This is a genomic window from Kluyvera georgiana, assembly GCF_050990895.1.
Lineage (GTDB): Bacteria > Pseudomonadota > Gammaproteobacteria > Enterobacterales > Enterobacteriaceae > Kluyvera > Kluyvera georgiana.
The window spans coordinates 2003236-2020914 of sequence record NZ_CP158865.1; the positions used below are offsets into that span (position 1 = coordinate 2003236).

The 17679-nt window shown below is 50.7% G+C and carries 21 protein-coding genes; 9 read left to right on the plus strand and 12 right to left on the minus strand.

Annotation, left to right across the window (positions count from 1 at the left end; genetic code table 11):
* The 3 genes from exoX to ABTW00_RS09495 form a co-directional block, all read right to left on the minus strand.
* Positions 1-660, minus strand: a complete 660-nt coding sequence (gene exoX / locus ABTW00_RS09485; protein ID WP_271447674.1) for an exodeoxyribonuclease X — start codon at positions 658-660, stop codon at positions 1-3.
* 22 nt (positions 661-682) lie between these two features.
* Positions 683-1351, minus strand: coding sequence for a nitrilase-related carbon-nitrogen hydrolase (locus tag ABTW00_RS09490; RefSeq protein ID WP_433640367.1), 669 nt, complete (start codon positions 1349-1351; stop codon positions 683-685).
* 89 nt (positions 1352-1440) lie between these two features.
* Complete coding sequence (locus tag ABTW00_RS09495) at positions 1441-1671, minus strand: DNA polymerase III subunit theta (RefSeq protein WP_064544733.1); 231 nt, start codon at positions 1669-1671, stop codon at positions 1441-1443.
* Positions 1672-1808: 137 nt separating this feature from the next.
* Between ABTW00_RS09495 and yobA the strand changes: the two genes are divergently transcribed.
* The 4 genes from yobA (at position 1809) to ABTW00_RS09515 (ending at position 4180) form a co-directional block, all read left to right on the plus strand.
* The gene (gene yobA / locus ABTW00_RS09500; RefSeq protein WP_433640369.1) at positions 1809-2183 is read left to right on the plus strand and encodes a CopC domain-containing protein YobA; all 375 of its coding nucleotides are present in this window, start codon (positions 1809-1811) and stop codon (positions 2181-2183) included.
* Between the two features lie 2 nt (positions 2184-2185).
* On the plus strand, positions 2186-3055 hold the full coding sequence (gene copD / locus ABTW00_RS09505; protein WP_433640371.1) for a copper homeostasis membrane protein CopD: 870 nt from the start codon (positions 2186-2188) through the stop codon (positions 3053-3055).
* Positions 3056-3067: 12 nt separating this feature from the next.
* Entirely contained in the window at positions 3068-3406 is a 339-nt protein-coding gene (locus ABTW00_RS09510; RefSeq protein ID WP_100250011.1) for a YebY family protein, read from the plus strand.
* A gap of 546 nt (positions 3407-3952) precedes the next feature.
* Entirely contained in the window at positions 3953-4180 is a 228-nt protein-coding gene (locus ABTW00_RS09515) for a hypothetical protein (protein ID WP_433640373.1), read from the plus strand.
* A 26-nt stretch (positions 4181-4206) separates the two neighbouring features.
* On the opposite strand, the gene rfaY is transcribed toward ABTW00_RS09515, so the two are convergent.
* The 4 genes from rfaY to cspF all read right to left on the minus strand — a co-directional run bounded on the left by rfaY (position 4207) and on the right by cspF (position 7430).
* Positions 4207-4890, minus strand: coding sequence for a lipopolysaccharide core heptose(II) kinase RfaY (rfaY, locus tag ABTW00_RS09520; protein WP_433640375.1), 684 nt, complete (start codon positions 4888-4890; stop codon positions 4207-4209).
* A gap of 568 nt (positions 4891-5458) precedes the next feature.
* Positions 5459-5752 (minus strand): YciI family protein, encoded by a 294-nt coding sequence (locus ABTW00_RS09525; RefSeq protein WP_065358402.1) that lies wholly within the window; start codon positions 5750-5752, stop codon positions 5459-5461.
* Positions 5753-6205: 453 nt separating this feature from the next.
* Positions 6206-6511, minus strand: coding sequence for a hypothetical protein (locus tag ABTW00_RS09530; RefSeq protein WP_433640377.1), 306 nt, complete (start codon positions 6509-6511; stop codon positions 6206-6208).
* A 718-nt stretch (positions 6512-7229) separates the two neighbouring features.
* Positions 7230-7430 (minus strand): cold shock-like protein CspF, encoded by a 201-nt coding sequence (cspF, locus tag ABTW00_RS09535; protein WP_164092424.1) that lies wholly within the window; start codon positions 7428-7430, stop codon positions 7230-7232.
* Between the two features lie 502 nt (positions 7431-7932).
* Here cspF and ABTW00_RS09540 point away from each other — a divergent pair.
* Together ABTW00_RS09540 and uraH are read left to right on the plus strand one after the other, a co-directional pair.
* Complete coding sequence (locus ABTW00_RS09540) at positions 7933-8109, plus strand: cold shock small protein YmcF (protein WP_240492989.1); 177 nt, start codon at positions 7933-7935, stop codon at positions 8107-8109.
* Positions 8110-8235: 126 nt separating this feature from the next.
* A complete protein-coding gene (gene uraH, locus ABTW00_RS09545; RefSeq protein ID WP_433640380.1) occupies positions 8236-8646 on the plus strand; it encodes a hydroxyisourate hydrolase in 411 nt (136 codons plus the stop codon).
* 103 nt (positions 8647-8749) lie between these two features.
* Here uraH and ABTW00_RS09550 read toward each other — a convergent pair whose 3' ends face one another.
* On the minus strand, positions 8750-8962 hold the full coding sequence (locus tag ABTW00_RS09550; protein ID WP_064544742.1) for a KTSC domain-containing protein: 213 nt from the start codon (positions 8960-8962) through the stop codon (positions 8750-8752).
* 557 nt (positions 8963-9519) lie between these two features.
* Here ABTW00_RS09550 and lpxP point away from each other — a divergent pair.
* Entirely contained in the window at positions 9520-10455 is a 936-nt protein-coding gene (lpxP, locus tag ABTW00_RS09555; protein WP_271448058.1) for a kdo(2)-lipid IV(A) palmitoleoyltransferase, read from the plus strand.
* Between the two features lie 31 nt (positions 10456-10486).
* On the opposite strand, the gene ABTW00_RS09560 is transcribed toward lpxP, so the two are convergent.
* The 4 genes from ABTW00_RS09560 to yebS all read right to left on the minus strand — a co-directional run bounded on the left by ABTW00_RS09560 (position 10487) and on the right by yebS (position 16248).
* Positions 10487-10726 carry a YebV family protein gene (locus tag ABTW00_RS09560; RefSeq protein ID WP_064544747.1) on the minus strand — a complete coding sequence of 80 codons (240 nt, stop codon included), beginning with the start codon at positions 10724-10726 and terminating at the stop codon, positions 10487-10489.
* A 112-nt stretch (positions 10727-10838) separates the two neighbouring features.
* Positions 10839-12278 (minus strand): 16S rRNA (cytosine(1407)-C(5))-methyltransferase RsmF, encoded by a 1440-nt coding sequence (rsmF, locus tag ABTW00_RS09565; protein ID WP_433640384.1) that lies wholly within the window; start codon positions 12276-12278, stop codon positions 10839-10841.
* Positions 12279-12362: 84 nt separating this feature from the next.
* On the minus strand, positions 12363-14996 hold the full coding sequence (locus ABTW00_RS09570; protein ID WP_271448056.1) for a PqiB family protein: 2634 nt from the start codon (positions 14994-14996) through the stop codon (positions 12363-12365).
* Positions 14965-16248 carry a membrane integrity lipid transport subunit YebS gene (yebS, locus tag ABTW00_RS09575; RefSeq protein WP_065358329.1) on the minus strand — a complete coding sequence of 428 codons (1284 nt, stop codon included), beginning with the start codon at positions 16246-16248 and terminating at the stop codon, positions 14965-14967. The genes ABTW00_RS09570 and yebS overlap by 32 nt, the downstream gene beginning before the upstream one ends.
* A 143-nt stretch (positions 16249-16391) precedes the next feature.
* Between yebS and ABTW00_RS09580 the strand changes: the two genes are divergently transcribed.
* Positions 16392-16889: a GAF domain-containing protein gene (locus ABTW00_RS09580; RefSeq protein WP_064544754.1), complete on the plus strand. Its 498-nt coding sequence runs from the start codon at positions 16392-16394 to the stop codon at positions 16887-16889.
* Positions 16890-16986: 97 nt separating this feature from the next.
* Positions 16987-17679, plus strand: a complete 693-nt coding sequence (proQ, locus tag ABTW00_RS09585) for an RNA chaperone ProQ (protein ID WP_064544756.1) — start codon at positions 16987-16989, stop codon at positions 17677-17679.

The window sequence follows — 17679 nt, forward strand, 5'->3', positions numbered from 1 at the left end:
CTATTGGCCAAGGTAGTGCTTCAGCGTTAAACGTAGTTCCGGGCTCATGCGGTCGAGGTTGTTAAACAGCCAGCGCAGGTAGCCCGGATCGTTTTTCGCCACTTCTGCCACTTCCTGTCCACGGTATTTACCAAAGGTAAAGGTACGGAGCAGCGCAGGCCGTCCGGTGACGTCAGCCATCTGTTCCGGCGTCCAGCCAGAGGTTTGGATGATGTCGATCAGCAGCGCGGCGGTAATGTAGCAGTCGTACAGCGCGCGGTGGTGGTGTAGTCCTGGGGGCGTGGCTACGCTCAGCTTGCGGGACTTATAGAGCGCCATATTGCTGTACTTAATGCCAGGCCACAGGCGACGCGCTAATTTCATGGTGCAAATCCACTCGCCGTCCATCTCCGGCAATACGCGGCGGTCAAAGCTGGCGTTATGGGCAACGTACCATGGGCTTCCCTGATAGAAGGGGACGACCTCTTCAATCCACGGCTTATCGGCGACCATTTCTTCGGTAATCCGGTGGATCGCCATCGCCTGTGCGCTGATGGGACGGTCGGGGCGAACCAGATGACTCATCGGGTTGACGATTTGCCCGTCAATAACGTCGACGGAGGCAATCTCAACGACGCCCCCTTGCAGGTCACAGGTTTCGGTATCAATAACGCGCAGCATGGCGAACTCCCGGCCAAAACGACTAGCGTAATGGAATGATCTCGCCTTGCCAACCCTGGGCGCTTTTTCTGCCGGTTAACAGCAATTCTCCGCTGTCGGCGCGCACGATCAGCTGGCCGCTCTCATCCCACAGCGCGCTACCGCCGGAAAAGGTTCCGCTGGCGTAATTCGACTTCAATACCGCGATGGCGTACTTATGCGCAAACCGCTGCAGGCGTTGGGTTGTCCGCTGCTGCTGCGGTTCCGCCATGCAGCTAACGGTAGCCAGTAGGGACGCCTGAGGGGAAAGTTCGCAGCCTTCATGGTTCAGTTCAAAGACGCTGACCTGGTCCGACTCTGGCGCCAGGCAGGTACCGTGCCCCTGCTGCTGTTTAAGCGGGGTGGCGGCATCGGGAGCGAAAATGACGATGCCTTTAATACGCTTGCCCTCGTTCTCCATCGGTAGCCCGGCAATGATTGTCATCTGGTGGCGCTGGGCGGCGTCGCGCAGTGGCTGTAGTTGGTTATCACAGGGCGGCGCGGGGAGCGTGTGTTCGTCGTTGGGGCCAGTAAGAGAAAGTTCCGGAAAGATAAGCACCTTACACGCCTGCTCGGCGGCGGCGTGAATAAAGCGCAGATGGTGGGTGATGTTTTCGGCGACGCCTCCCGTTCGGGGCGCATATTGCGCTGCGGCAATAGTCCATGTCAGCATAGTTGCGTCCTTCAACACGTTGTCAGCGAGTTTTTATTCTGAGCAATAGTAACAGACCGGATGTAAGGAATTGTAACTAACAGTAATAATTATTTCTGTTTGGGTTCGTAAGGCAGACGGGAAAGGTTTACAGAAGCTAAACGATGCGCGATCAGCCGCTCGCGGAACCAGTCGCGCAGATGGGCGGGCTGCTCGCGTTCGACGACTTCGGCCACGACCGGCATGTTATAACGCTCTTTAAATGCAACGCCCGCGGCGGCAAGATCGACGTTAACTTTATCCATTTCCTGCTGAGGCAGGGCTGCCAGATTGGTTTGCATGGTTTTCTCCTTAGGATCACGCGCAAAAGTTACTAAGAGTCTCGCAAAATGGCAAGTCCAGGGGGCGCCCATCTCGACGTGAACATTATACAGCGTTATTCTTTGACTTATATTGATAACAAAAGGGAATGATGGAAATGAAATTCACCGCGCCTCGCACGCTCTGTGCCACGCTGTTTCTTTTGAGTGCCTTCGGCTCCTCGCCCGTATGGGCTCACGCCCACCTGCAACAACAGACGCCTGCCGCCAATACCGAAGTCACCTCAGCACCGCAAATGCTGACGCTGAATTTTTCAGAAGGTATCGAAGCCAACTTTAGTGGCGTTAAGCTTACCGGCCCGGATAAGCAGGTCATCGGAACAGGCAAGGCCACTCGCAGCGAAAATGATAAGACGCAGATGAGGGTGCCACTGACCCAGACGCTGATACCCGGTCTGTACACCGTTGAGTGGCACGTGGTGTCGGTTGACGGGCACAAAACGAAAGGTCAGTACCAGTTTAGTGTGAAGTAACCATGCTAGCGGCACTCTATATTAGTTTACGGTTTATTCATTTTGCCTCGTTGATGGTGGCCTTCGGTTGCACGCTTTATGCGGGCTGGTGGGCACCTTCTGAGCTACGGCGACTGTTGATTCAGCGTTTTTCCCAACTACTGCGCAGTGCGCTGACGCTGAGCGTGCTGTCGGCCATGCTGATGCTGGTGGCGCAAGGCGGGCTGATGGGAGATGGCTGGTCTGATACCTGGCGTCCGGAGGTCTGGCAGGCAGTATTGCACACGCAGTTTGGTAGCGTCTGGCTGTGGGAAATCGTGCTGGCATGGGTGGCCTTCGGTATTGCCTGTGTACAGCCACGGCAGATGATGCGGCGGCTTTTGCTTCTGTGCGTCGCGCAGTTTATTCTGCTGGCGGGCGTCGGCCATGCGGCGATGCATGAAGGCGTAGCCGGAGTGCTACAGCGTATTAACCATGCAGCGCATCTGCTTTGCGCAGCGGCATGGGTGGGCGGTCTGGTCCCCTTCTTGTACTGTTTACGGTTGGCAAAAGGCCGCTGGCGTAAGTTAGCTATTACCACGATGATGCGTTATTCCCGCTATGGGCATCTGGCCGTGGCAGCTGCGGTGGCGACGGGGCTGGTAAATGCCTGGATGATTCAGGGCGGTTTCACAGCAGCAACACCGTATGGCGTTGCGCTATGGGTAAAAGTGGGACTGGTTGCGCTGATGATTGTCATGGCGCTGCTTAACCGCTATTTACTGGTGCCAAGGATGACGGCAGCGAATGGATGGGCGCAGCGCGTCTTTTTACGTACCACGCAGGTGGAAATTGTTTTGGGGGCGCTGGTGCTGGCGTGCGTCAGTCTTTTCGCCACCTGGGAACCTTTTTAATTGAACTGGCGAATTATGAAAAAGATTATTCTCTCTTTGTTGTTGTTAACGACGGCCAGCAGCGCGCTGGCTGCACAGGTCATCACCGTGAGCCGCTTTGAGGTGGGAAAAGAGAAGTGGGCGTTTAACCGCGAAGAGGTCATGCTCACCTGCCGTGCTGATAACGCACTGTATGTGATTAACCCCAGTACTCTGGTGCAGTACCCGCTGAACGACGTCGCTGAGCAGCAGGTCAAGGCCGGTAAGACCCAGGCGCAGCCGCTAAGCGTCATTCAGATTGACGATCCGCATCAGCCGGGAGTGAAAATGAGTCTCGCTCCGTTTATTGAACGCGCAGAGAAACTTTGCTAACGAATAGCGTATCTGTTTAATAATCAATAAAAAACCGCAATCATTCTCGCAGAATGGTTGCGGTTTTTTTTAAGCTATACCGTTTAATCGACGAAAATTTTCCACTCTCCAGGTCTGTGGACTGGAAAAGCTGTCACGGTCATCTATTCTTATAAAGCAAGGCGACTTAGCCTGCATTAATGCCAACTTTTAGCGCACGGCTCTCTCCCAAGAGCCATTTCCCTGGACCGAATACAGGAATCGTATTCGGTCTCTTTTTATGTGCCTTATAAATCAATCTATTACAAGGCAGTGCCCGAGAATATCCGAACTTCTGTATTCCGGCACCTTTGGTTATACCACCTTTAACATTCTTTTTACAAGGTTTCATAACATTTTATAAGCGCTATCGTCCCGCTCATCGGGATAGATTTTGGTCGTATTCTCCGGGGCGTGACCCAGCCGCTTTTGCGTAAATTCTTCACCGTAGGCATCTTCCTACACGCGACCTGCCAGGCTACGAATCTCGGACGTATGAATTAGCATTGGTATGGCTGCGGATTGATAGTGTGCCAACACAGTGATGTTCCGCGTCCAAAAATGGCTCCTTTGGTGCGTGAAGCTTGTTTCTCTGCTGTGGATAATTCTACCATCGACAGCGAGCTGTTTTTTCATAACACCTGGCAACCCTTTACCATGAGCCCTGACTATCCGGCCAGGCGGGGAAGGGAAAACGATGTGGCAGCCATTGCCGAAAAATTAAGTAATATCGCGGAGTCTGCGATTGGCAGTTAATGATTAATTAATCGCGATAATCTATATTAACTCTTCCTTCTAATAAATTTACGAATGCATTTCTTAAAAATAGCATGATAATAGCTAAAATTTTTTATTTCATTTGGAATGCCTAAATTTTCCTCTAACGAAATTCGGTCGCGGGCTTTTCTTTCTGGCGTGCATCGTTTTCCTGTCAGATCGATTAAACGGATACCCTCTTTGGTGACAACAAAATTACCACTGTGCGGGTCGCCAGAAAGTAGGTTTAAAGAGTGCAACTTATCTATCGACTTTTTAATTTCGTTCTTAAAGGCGTCAGGGATGATGGCATAATCGCAGAGCATTTCACCCTCCACATACTCATTCAGCATGATAAAGATCCCTGAATAGTTGAAGATTTTTCTCTCTGCAAGAAAATAAATATCATTCGGAAAAACAAGTCCCTTTTTTTTTGCACGATCGGTTTTAACTATCAGATGTTTATAATAGTCACCTTTAATAAATGATTTTAAAAATCTCTCAGCCTTTCGCGTTTTGGGAGAAAATATTTTGAGGATATATTTTCCGTATTCAGTATCAATCAAGGATACCTTCGTATCGTTAGTGTTACGAAATACCTTTAGCGTTCTAAACCGATAGTTCACCACATCGGCAAAGATTGACTTATATTTCTCTTCATTATCTTTATAGTATAATTTGAAGTTGCAAAGTTTGGTCTTGGTTATCATATGTTACTTCTTATCACATACATAAGTGTTGTTCTGATATTGCAGTGGAAGTCAATATGCCTTATTGGGAATGACAAAAGCGCTCAATGCCCCCGCAGTGCTAATTCCTTAAGAAAGCCTTAAGGGGAAATAATAATTAGGACGTAAAAACAAAAAAGTACAAAAAATGCGGAAATCTCGAGGGTTAATATTAAAATACAGATATTCACTAATTGATACGACAAATAGAACTTTTTAATAAATTGCGTTGGAGATAGCGCTGCGGGACATTACATAAATCTTACATCAGATAACAGCATGCAGCGGATGAAATGTGGCAACTGAGAGGATTTATCGCTACTTCTGGTAGAGCATCTGCCTAACTGTTGAGTAATCCGCGCTGGTTTGCTTTGGATCATTCCACAATTGGTTTCAGGCTGTTTTTCAGTAACCGCTGGCGATCCCTTACCACGAGCCCAGATGATCAGCTTGGTGGGGAAGGGTAATCTATGAGGTGGCGCTAGATGGCGAATTGGGAGCGGTTGCTCTAGATGAACGGCCCAACATGGGAAATTGAGCCGATATGCAATCAAAGAATATTTTCCAGCAATTCAGATCTCATAGAAGCATCAAAGGGAATAATTTCAGCTTCAGCGATCTTCAATTTTTGGAATGGGTCCTGACTAAGGCGCTCCTCAAGCGACTCGATACTGTCACATTTTGCGAGTATAACTCCGCCATTTCGAGGGATTCTTCTGCCTGACGCGAGAAATACGCCCTCTGCGTAGCCTCTTTTAAGCCACTTAACGTGTTCAGGAATTTGAGCGTCAACTTCTTGCAGTGGTTTTACATACGTTAAGACAACGACATAAATAATACTCATTTCAAAGCCCTTAGAGAGAGGAAGGTTTAGATGTTATCACCACAGGAAATGGCGGTGAGAGCATTTTGAGTGGTAAGACGCCTGAAATTCTGCCGAACTCTGCAGTAGAAAATTATAACTATCTGTATTTAAAGGGATGTGATGTAAGGTTTAAGGATGACGAAAGCATAAAGTATTTATTAATTTATTGAATTATGGAGATTTTATTGTTCTCCGCCGCCAAGAGGAATCGTATTTGGTCTCTTGCTATCTATATCATTCTATTCAGAGTGTATTCGACCCATCCAAAGATTATGATGGCCGCCTGGATGCCGGATATGAAGATAGTCAAGAGGAGCGTCGTAGTTCGTATCGATATGATTATGATGAAGATTTTTATACTGCTTTAGCCGAAACAGATTGCAGCAAGATTTATCCCCCTCGAAATGGAGGGGGGACGACTTCGAAAAATAGCTATTCCTGTATTTCGTCACAATTTGTCGCGTAGTGTGTTTTTTGTCCCAACAAATCCATGTTAAATCGGGTTTCTGTCAGTGGTTTCATACTCAGACTATAACCATCCGCAACAAAGCTAAGCTCATTGGCCGCGTTGATGCCTCTGTAGGTGGTTTTTACACCATGGAAATCCATCACCGCTTTGCCATTTTCGTCCAGATACTGATGGGCTTTGGTTCCATCATCGCATTTGTAGAAAAATTCTTCCTGAGCTAACGAGCTAGCGCTGAATGTGATGAGTGCGATGACTAAGAGTTTTTTCATAACGATCCCATGTTTTGGGTAAGTGAGTTGTAGGAGTATGATAATCAAAATGGTTCATTCATGTATGATATGAATTGACCTTTGGCGCAAAAAATAAAAATTACATGACTTGTTTTAGGAGGGGATTTGAGGCGTTTTAGTTACGTATCTACACTCGCTTTTGAAAAGTATGGTGGGATTCTGATTCCCTGTGTCGGTCTTTTATTTGGTGCAATAACCGATCGCTTCAATCCATTTTTTTTCGAATCTGAACTCCTGTACTACTGTATCAATCTTGCATCAGTAGCTGTCGGTCTTGGGGTTGGATTTGCTGTCTATGCACATGTGGTAGCATGGATGAGGGAGCACACTATTTGGTCTACTGAGTGGGAGAGAGAACATGGAACTTGCTTATCGTCAGCCCAAAAGGCATCCGCTTTTATCTCTATCCTGAAGGCACTATGGCATATTTTCATAGCAATAGTGGTGGCGTTAGTTATCCTGGTTTTAGTGGGGCTGATCTGCTATGCATTTTTTAAGGGACTTACCTGAGTTTATGCGTACTTAGCTAGTCAATAAAAATTGCAGTATGGCCTAACTCCCTACTTATGAGGGGTTACAGTTCAACTCAAAAGTGCAATTGAAGTCTGCCTCCGTTTTTCCATGATGGTCTGGACAATGGGCGACTTAACTTACGGCAGGGCGATGGACGATACAGTTTTTTGGGTTTGGATACCGTTCAGGATAGGTAGATATTCGCAGCCACAGGTCCTTTCAGACCATTCATACGACAAAATTCGACACGGTCTCCCGGTTTTGGGGATTCAGATTCACAGCTGTAGAGTGCTGAGATATGGAGTAAAACGTCCTTTCGGCCGTCTGATGGGGTGATAAAGCCTTTGCCACTTATAGCATCAAAACTTTTGACAATTCCTGTCATTTTACGAGATAAATAGATTCCTTGATGAAAAATACGGCTAGATTATACGCTTAAAAAAATAAAAAGCTAATTCTATCTGTGTATTTTAGATAGAGACTCCTGGACGGCTAAAATAAAATTTGCCAATCAGCGCAGGAAATGCATTAATAAGATGTCAGTTTGAAATACAAACAAACGTAAAACTTTCTACAAAGCAGTCCTCATAGCCAGACTCTACCGCTGATATCACCTCTCTTTGAGTCCAACGTACAATACTATGCGTTTATTATCATCATTAAAATTGAGATACTCAAATGAGCCGGTCCGATATCGACCTTGATCATTTGGCAACAGCAATGTTTTTAGGAATGTTGCGAGGATTTGAATAGGGGGCTGCCACCATACACGTTTATTTAGAAGTTGTTTGTGTTTTTAGATATTTTGCAGAGCGTTAGAACGTAAAAAAAAGCGAAATTTCCGATAAAAATACGCTGCGACAACTGTTATCAGAGAGGTATAAATTATGAATTTAAATATTCACTTCAGGTGTCCATGTTGTCATGGTTCCCAATATCGAACATCAATATTTGATGTTTCAGAGAGAAATCCATTTGGTGCAAAATGTATTTTTTGCAAGACCAATATGGTGCCCAATGAGACAACTGTCATCAAGGATAAATCTCCGGGAGTATCTGCTTAGTTGCATGTGCCTAAGCGTACGTTATCCTTCGTATTGTGCTCGTCCGAATTCTTAACGAAAAGTTGAATTTTTTTTATCCAAAACACGTTTAAGCTTGACCTGTGCTTGTAACCACAGGAAGAAAAAATGAACAAAATAGCCCGTCTGATGTTGCTGTCTACCGCTATCTTCACGCCAGTTGCGTTTAGTGCGCCTGCGGGAACGCTCAGTGTTCACATCTTAAACCAGCAAACGGGGATCCCTTCCTGGGACGTTGACGTTACTTTGGAAAAACAACAGCCAACAGGCTGGGACATGCTTGCCAAAGGAAAAACAGATAATGATGGCCGTATTAAATCCTTGTATCCGGAAGATAAGGACATGCAGCCAGGGGTATACCGGGTGACGTTCAAAACGGGCGACTATTTTAAGAGTGAAAAGCTGTCCTCATTTTTCCCTGAGGTCCCGGTGTTATTCACCGTGACGCAGACCAACGAAAAGCTTCATATCCCTCTCTTGCTAAGTCAGTACGGATACTCCACTTACAAAGGGAGTTGATACGCGTCACCCGACAACGCATCTGAGTCACTCAGCCAGCCTAATCGCTGGCTTTTTGCTATCTGTTATGGCGATGCATTATGTGCAAATCCCGATAGGCTGCTCAGCCTATTTTTCGGCAGAGGAATTTGTCTTTAATGACGCCATCAAAAAAGCGTCCTTTTGACTTCACGCTGAGAAATGTTTCGTACGTTTTTGAGGTGACGCCAACATATTGGTAAATGCCTAACCCGAAGAACTCTATTTCCAGTATTTTTTGCTTTGCATCGTAACCAATTGATTTTATACGTGATGATGAGACGTTCTGACGCTGCATTATGTTCTGGTTACTCCCTTCATCTTTTGAGTCGCTGGTGGGGCAACTCGGCTGAATGCTTATCTTAACGCTTACGGAAGATTCATCGGCGTAAATTTTATCGCAAAGAAGAATTTTCTTATCCCTTATCCGCGCAGAAACGCGAGGGTAGCCAGGAATCTTACCCGGTCTCTTTTATGTTCTGTCCCGAACACAACCAATAGTCAAAACGCCACCTAACGTCGCGCTGATAAGAAAAGAAAACATGATTAAAATTATGATGTTAGAAAATTGATAACCCGCTAATAATACAAAACGTTAGCATTAAAAAAATTATTTTGTAATGTGAATTAAATTCTCTATTTTTTTGCATGAAAAAGGCGCATGCTCTCGGCGAGTTGAGCCACAGTCTGCCACCCCCGCGCCATACCTCTGTTACCAGCCGTTTGTAAATAAACGTCTGGGAAGTGAATTTGTCGAATGCAGCAGGGTCCAACATATACACAAACGCATAAAGATGAATGAACGGATTCGATTCTCCTTAAGCGTTACCCTTGCATTTCGTTGCTGGAAAAATGATGTCCAAAAATTTTAATACCGCTTTGCTTCACCCGCGTAATGGGCTGAAGTGGCTTGCACTCGCTTTACTGTGGCTGGTCGTTCAACTGCCGTATCCTCTTTTACACTGGCTTGGCACCTCTCTGGGTAAAGCATCTCGCCGTTTTCTAAAACGCCGTGAGCAGATTGCCACGCGTAATATTGAACTTTGTTTCCCGCATATGGATGCTGCGGAACGTGAAAAGCTGATTGAGCAAAACTTTATGTCGCTGGGCATGGGGCTGATTGAAACCGGGATGGCCTGGTTCTGGAGCGATGCTCGCGTCAAAAAATGGTTTGATGTGGAAGGTTATGCCAACCTGATGAACGCCCTGAAAGAACAGCGCGGTGTAATGGTCGTTGGCGTCCACTTTATGTCGCTGGAGCTTGGCGGCCGTGCGATGGGGCTATGTCGTCCAATGATGGCAACCTACCGTCCGCATAACGATCCGCTCATGGAGTGGGTCCAGACTACCGGGCGTCTGCGCTCAAACAAGGCGATGATTGACCGTCGTAACCTGCGCGGTCTGGTGCAGGCGCTCAAGGCCGGTGAAGCCGTGTGGTTCGCTCCCGATCAGGATTACGGCCCGAAAGGCAGCGTGTTCGCGCCATTCTTCTCAGTCACCGAAGCGGCGACCACCAACGGAACAAACGTACTGTCACGTCTTTCCGGCGCTGCCATGCTAACTGTGACCATGGTGCGTAAGCCCTGCCAGAAAGGTTATACCCTGCATATCAGCGAAGCGATGACCGATTACCCGAGTGGGGATGAGATCCCGGCTGCCAGCTATATGAATAAAATCATTGAGCGTGAGATTTTACGTGCGCCTGAGCAATATCTGTGGGTGCATCGTCGGTTTAAAACGCGCCCGCGCGGTGAAGCCTCATTGTACAAAGTGGTGCCACACGCCAAATAAATAACCCGCCTATGGGCGGGTTCCTTTTGGGTCAGACAAGGCGCATAACCCAGGCATCGGACGGTTGATCGTAGTGCTTGCGGTAGAGAACGGAACGTTCGCCATCAAGAAGGGCCGGGATGCTGGTATCGGCGTCCCAGGCATCTAACTGCATACATAAATCGGGATCGGACTTACAAGGGATGCTTAACGTTCGCTCACCGTGCTGATCGGCGTGCAGAACGGCGTCATCAATCTCGAATGCGCCGATGCGTAAGCTGGTTTTACTCATAATGCTCTCCGTTAATCTGCTGACCGTTGTGGTACGACCAGTTAGGCCGTACCTTTTCAGCGTAGTCAACGTAGAAAATTACGCCAGTGAAAAAGTGCGTTTTTTTTAAGCGCTACTCGGACCTGCTGGAAAACAGCTTACCGTCGCGTACCAACTCTCGGGGAAAACTGTTCTTCAACCGTGAGCCAATGCGTTTCGCCAACCCTAAGGGGAAACCCTGGAACGTGACAATGACGTCGTCGTGAGTGGGAGGTTGCTGCGGATACACGTCGCGACCGCGATACCATTCCTGTGCTTCTTCCAGCGTGAGTTCGTGACCCAATTTTTGCGTATTGGCCAGCGCAACGACCGCTTCATGCTGCCAGCGGAAGCCTTTGTTGTGCGTTTCGGCAAGTTTCAAACCGATGCGGGAAAAACGAACTTTACCCAGCAACGGCGCGATTTCAGCAGGGAACAACCAGATCTCTTTGTCACGCTGCCACAGCGTTAGCGCGTCATCCCATTCAATACCCACGCTTCGCGCTGCGCTTTCAACGGCAGCGGATTCACGCGTTTTCATCGGTGTGAATGGGAATTTACCCACCTTGTAGCCCGGCGCAGGCAGCGCTTCGATGGCCGCTGTTTTACGCAGTCGCGCAACGAAGAACCCTTCGCAGTCATAAATTTGTGGGAATACGTGCAGAAAGCCTTCCGGCGTCAGCGCCTGGTCAGCGCTGGCAAAAAGCTCACCTAAAGGCAAGACTTCCACTTCCTGCGGATAACGCGCCAGCAGCCAGGCGATGACCGATTCGTTCTCTTCGCGGTTCAGCGTGCAGGTGGAATAGACCAGCGTCCCGCCTGGGCGCAGCGCGTGGAACGCGCTGTCGATCAGCTCGCGTTGGGTTTCGGCTATGGCCTGATTACTTGCCAGCGACCAGTTCTTCAATGCATCAGGGTCTTTACGCACAACCCCTTCGCCGGAACAGGGGGCATCCAGCAATATGGCATCAAAGCACTCAGGTAAGGCGGCGCCAAACACGCGGCCGTCAAAATGCGTCAGCGCGGTATTGCTAATGCCGCAACGACTGATGTTGGCATGCAACACCTTCACCCGGCTGGCGGAAAATTCGTTGGCCAGCAGCATTCCGCGATTGCCCATTTTGGCCGCAATCTGCGTGGTCTTAGAGCCCGGGGCTGCGGCAACGTCCATCACCCGAACCGGTGCCGCTCCGTCGGCAAACAGTGCCGCGACGGGCAGCATGGAACTGGCTTCCTGAATATAAAACAGTCCGCTCAAATGCTCGGCGGTGCTGCCCAGCGGCAACACGTCCTCGTCGTCACGCTCGATCCAAAAACCTTCGGCACACCAGGGGACCGGGGTCAGTTGCCAGCCATAAGGGTCAACCAGACGCAGGAAGTCATCGACCGTGATTTTCAGCGTATTCACGCGAATACTGCGGCGCAGCGGGCGCTGGCAGGCGGCAAGAAATGCGTCAAATGAGAGATGAGCCGGCATGGCCTCACGCATCTGCGCGAGGAATTCATCAGGAAAATAGACAGAGTTTTGAGCCACTGGCGAATACCACAAGGAGATAAAGAGCGCGCAGTCTACCATAAAACGCGCCGGTGACGGGACACCGGCGCGTGAGGGCGGTCGTTAACGCGGCAGGGCGGTGCCCCATTCGCGCCACTCTTTCGGCTCCGACTCAAGCAGCAGGAAGTGTTTGCCTTCCTGCGCCTTCGGCGCCAGCGGTGTCCCCGGCGGCGTGGCGAAAGCGATCCCGCCGCGAATGAACTGATTGAAGGTGCCGGTTTTCACGACGCCGCCAATCAGGCCAAAGTCGAGGCTATAGCCGGAAGCCAGCCAGAAGACTGAATTGTTGCGCACCAGATGCTGATAACGCTGGCCGATACGCATTTCAATCATGACTCGGTCAGAGAGGCTGCCGAGACGTAAGCCGGTAACGGTGCCGACTTCAATGCCGCGGAACAACACCGGCGTACCGATACTCAGCGAGCCGGATTCCGGCGCCTCCACCACCACATTCAGGCCGTTGAGATAGCGTGAATCGGAAATGGTCGCTTCCTGGAGCTCAAAGTCGCGACGCTGCTCCCCGTGGCCCGGCTCAACGTTGACGTACGGTTGGAGCAAGGTATCCAGGTGCTCAACGCCAGCGGCCGAGATTTGCGGCGTAATCACGGAGAAACGAGTGCCGCGGCGGGCAAAGGTATTGACGTACTCCGGGTAGAGCACGGCGCTGGCCTGAACTTCATTGCGCGAGGCATTGAGCTCCAGGCTTTGTACCTGTCCGATATCGATGCCGAGATAACGAATTGGCATACCGGCAGAAAGTTTATCCGCATCAAAGGCGTGCAGCGTGATCTGTCCACCCACCGCGCGCGCGGCGGTTTCTGAGGGGAACAGGACCCGCTTGTCGCCCTTGCGGGTGCCGTTATTCGCTTCGCTGATGTTATCAAAGCTAACTGCGCCTTTGAGCGCCCGCGAAAGAGGAGAGGCCTGCACCGTCAGACCGCTCCCGTTTAACTGCACTTTCGCGCCACCTTCAGCCCAGAACACGCTGTTAGCGGTGAGCAAAGAACGGTATTCCGGCTTAATATGTACGGCGATATCAAACGCGTTGGCGCGTGGCTGAACGGAGGTGATTTCGCCTACTTCAAACTTACGGTACAGCACCACGGAGCCGGTCTGAATATCCGGTAGCGTTTCTGCGGTGAGCATCAATGTGGTGGTTGGGAAGTCGCTAAGATTATTTTCCTGCGCTTTCTCCAGATTGGCGAACAGCGGGTAGCTGGCCTTCATTTGGCCTTTTTCCCCAGGCAAAATGCGAATGCCGCCGCTGAGCCATTCGTTGGCGCTGGCCGCGAGGAACTCCACGCCGTCGACACCCACTTTCACGTCCATCTTGCTGTTCACCACAAACTTGCTGTCACCGTGCAGCAGGTCACGATATTGCGGATCAATGGCGATGGCGAAGCTGATTCCTTTCGCGTTCAACTTACGCTCCATGACCTGGCCGATACGCACGCCGTGCAGCATGATAGGCTGCCCCGCGTCGATGCCGTAGCTCTCGGGCGCGGTCAGAGTTAGCGTCAGTACGCCGGGTTGCTGTAGCAAGGTTTTATCCGCAGCAAGCACGGTAAAGCGATCCTTGGGCGCGCCTTCTCCAGGCACCAGTTCAAAGGTGCTGCCGGTGAGCAACTGACTCAGATTGGTGTTTTCCAGCGACAGCTTCGGCTGATGGAGTTCGATGCGCGTATTTTCGCGCAGCAGCGATACCACACTCGGGTCGACGGTCATTTCACCGGTCACAGAACTGTCCGGGTTGAGCGTCATTTTTGTCAGTTGCCCCACTTCGAGCCCTTGATAGAGCATCGGCGTCGAGCCTGCTTTCAGCCCATCGCCATTCGGTAACTGCAACTGAATAAGCACGCCGCGCTGGCTGTGCGCCAAATCTTCATAGAGGCCAAACTCATCGTTCTGCGCGGCAGGCTGGGAGTCGGATGGCGAGTCGAAGGCAATCGCACCGTTAACCAGCGCGGCCAGACTTTCCAACTGCACTTTCGCGCCGCTCAGACCGACGTCGGCTTTCACTCCGGAAACGTTCCAGAAACGGCTGCCTTTTTTCACCAGATTGGTAAAACGACGCTCAATCAGCACGTCGATGGTGACGCCCTGATTGTTGGGGTTGATCGTGTAGTCGTAGACACGGCCAACCGGAATTTTGCGGAAGTAGACCAATGACCCGCTGTTGAGCGAACCGAGGTCCGGCGAATGCAGGTGGATCATTAGCTCGCCGTTGTTCAGGCGGTATTTCGGCTGTGTATCAAGCGCGGTGAAATGATCCCGCGGCTCGCCTTTACCGGGCATCATGCCGATATAGTTACCGCCGACCAGCGCATCCAATCCGGATACCCCGGCGAGAGAGGCTTTTGGCGTCACCAGCCAGAATTGGGTCTCTTCACGCAGCGCGTCGTCCATGTCGCTTTTGATGCTGGCGCGAACTTCAATTTTGCTGCGGTCGCGGGCCAGGCGGATATCTTGCACCGTACCTACCTCAACGCCCTGGAAGCGGACCGGCGTGCGGCCAGGGACAATACCATCCGCCGACATAAAGTCGATGGTAATGGTGGAGCCCCGATCTTCGTAGCTATTCCAGATAAGCCAGCCGGCAATCATCAGCGCGATGACCGGCAATAGCCAGAACGGTGATATGCGACGTTTTGTTTTAATTCGCGCTTCAGTCTGTGAAGCGGGCGTTTCCTGACTCATGTGCGTCCCAAAGTAAGCGGCTGTCCAGCCATTCAACAGCAAGAATAGTTAATATTACCGCAGCGCCAAAATAAAACGCAGCGGGACCCATCGTAAAGGCGAGTAGTTGGTCGCGATTGATGAGCGACATGGTTAACGAAATAACAAACAGGTCAAGCATTGACCAGCGGCCAATCCAGGTAACAAAACGCAGCAGCAGGATGCGCGTGCGCAGCCCTTGTTCGCACTTAAAGCGGATGCTGATAAGCAACGTCAGCATCACGATAATCTTGGTAAAAGGCACCAGGATACTGGCAAAAAAGACCACCGCCGCCACCGCCACGTTGCTATTGGCCAGCGACAGAATGCCGGACATTATCGTATCGTCCTGGCGGCCGCCGTTGACATAGATGATGGAGATGGGCAGCAGGTTGGCGGGGAGCAGGAACACCATGGAGCTGATCAGCGCCGCCCAGCTTTTTTGCAGGCTGTGCTTGCCGCGCTGATGAAGCGGAGTGTGGCAGCGGCGGCAGCGGCCGCGCGCGTCGGGATAGCCGGTATAGTGGCAACTGAGGCACACCTGGAGCGCGCCGTCAGGCCGCGTAGCGGGGCGCTGAGGATAGAAGCGCTCCCAAAGCTGTTCGACGTTCAGATGAATCAGCGTCAGGATACTGAGCACGACCAAAGAGATATAGGCCAGCAGCCCCAGGCCCGGTTGCAGGAACGCATAGTCCTGGACCTTAATCGAGGCCACGGCGATACCGACCAGGTAGATGTCGAGCATGACCCACTCTTTTAATTTATCGAGCATCAGCAGGACAGGGCGAAGATTCATCCCTAGAATATTACCGAGCCACAGATAGGCGATGGAGGTTACCAGCACCGCGGGAGCGGCAACGGTGCAAAAAAATACCATTGCGGCGGTAATGGGGTGCCCACTATCGGTCATCTGCCAGATCCCATGCAGCAGGTTGGCGTCAATACGGACGCCGAGCAGGTGCAGTCGCAACAGCGGTTCGCTCCAGGCGAAGGGCATCAGCAGCAGCATGGCAATCGCCATGGCGCCCAAACGGGTTAATGACCAGTCGCGGCCGTCGCGTACTTTGGCGTTACAGCGTGGGCAATAGGCGCTTTGCGATGATTTTACGACCGGTAACCGAAAAAGCATATCGCACTGCGGGCAACGTTGGTAATGTGCCCACGGCAAAGGTTCGCTGACCGTGTGAATTCGTATTTTTTTCGTCGGCGTTATACGTGATGTTTTCAGTGCCATTTATTACATTGATAAATGAATGTATAACTCTATCTTAACCTAAGTATGGATTCATCTTGAGCCCGAACGCACTTAATGCGTATTTTATAAGGGCCCAGGCAAGGTAACGAATCAGTAACATCGTAAACAATAGTGATTGAATAATGAGCAAAACAGAATTTTACGCGGAACTTAACCGTGATTTTCAGGCGTTAATGGCAGGTGAAACAAGTTTTTTAGCGGTAATCTCCAATACCAGCGCGCTGCTGTACGAGCGCCTGTCTGACGTGAACTGGGCCGGTTTTTACCTGCTGGAAGGCGATACGCTGGTACTCGGGCCGTTTCAGGGCAAAATTGCCTGCGTGCGTATCCCGGTAGGCCGTGGCGTTTGCGGGACCGCAGTGGCGGAAAATCGCGTTCAGCGCGTAGAAGATGTTCATGCTTTTGATGGGCACATTGCCTGTGATGCCGCCAGTAATGCCGAAATCGTATTGCCGCTGGTGGTGAATCAGCAGGTTATTGGCGTGCTGGATATCGATAGCACCGTGTTCTCGCGCTTTGGCGAAGAGGATGAACAGGGGTTGCGTGAACTGGTTGGCCACCTGCAAAAAGTGCTTGAAGCCACCGATTACCAAAAATTCTTTGCACCCGTCGCAGGATAATCAACGGATAACGTAGCATTTACGGATGACGTCATTATAATGTCGCCTGTTCATGCCTGCGGCTTGTTGGCTACGTCCGTTGTAATCAGGAAATTTCATGGAAAATCAACCTAAGTTGAATAGCAGTAAAGAAGTTATCGCATTTTTAGCCGAACGTTTTCCGCAGTGCTTTAGCGCGGAAGGTGAAGCTCGTCCCCTGAAAGTCGGTATTTTTCAGGATCTCGTCGAGCGTGTTGAAGGGGAGATGAACCTCAGCAAAACCCAACTGCGTTCCGCATTACGTCTTTATACTTCAAGCTGGCGCTACCTGTACGGTATCAAAGCCGGTGCAGTACGCGTCGACCTCGACGGCAACCCTTGCGGTGAGCTGGACGAGCAGCATGTCGCACATGCGCGTCAGCAGCTTGAAGAGGCCAAAGCACGCGTTCAGGCGCAGCGCGCTGAACAGCAGGCGAAAAAACGCGAAGCCGCAGCAGCTGCTGGCGAGCAAGGCGATGCGCCACGCCGTGAGCGTAAACCACGTCCTCCGGTACGCCGTAAAGAAGGGGCCGAGCGTAAGCCGCGCGCTGCTGCCGCGAAACCGGCCGCTAAACCGGCCCGTGAAGTGCGTGAAGAAAAACTGACGCCGGTATCCGATCTGTCCACGCTGACGGTCGGCCAATCCCTGAAAGTTAAAGCGGGCAATAACGCGATGGATGCCACGATCCTGGAAATCACCAAGGATGGCGTTCGCGTTCAGCTTACTTCTGGTATGTCAATGATTGTACGCGCAGAACACCTGGTGTTCTGA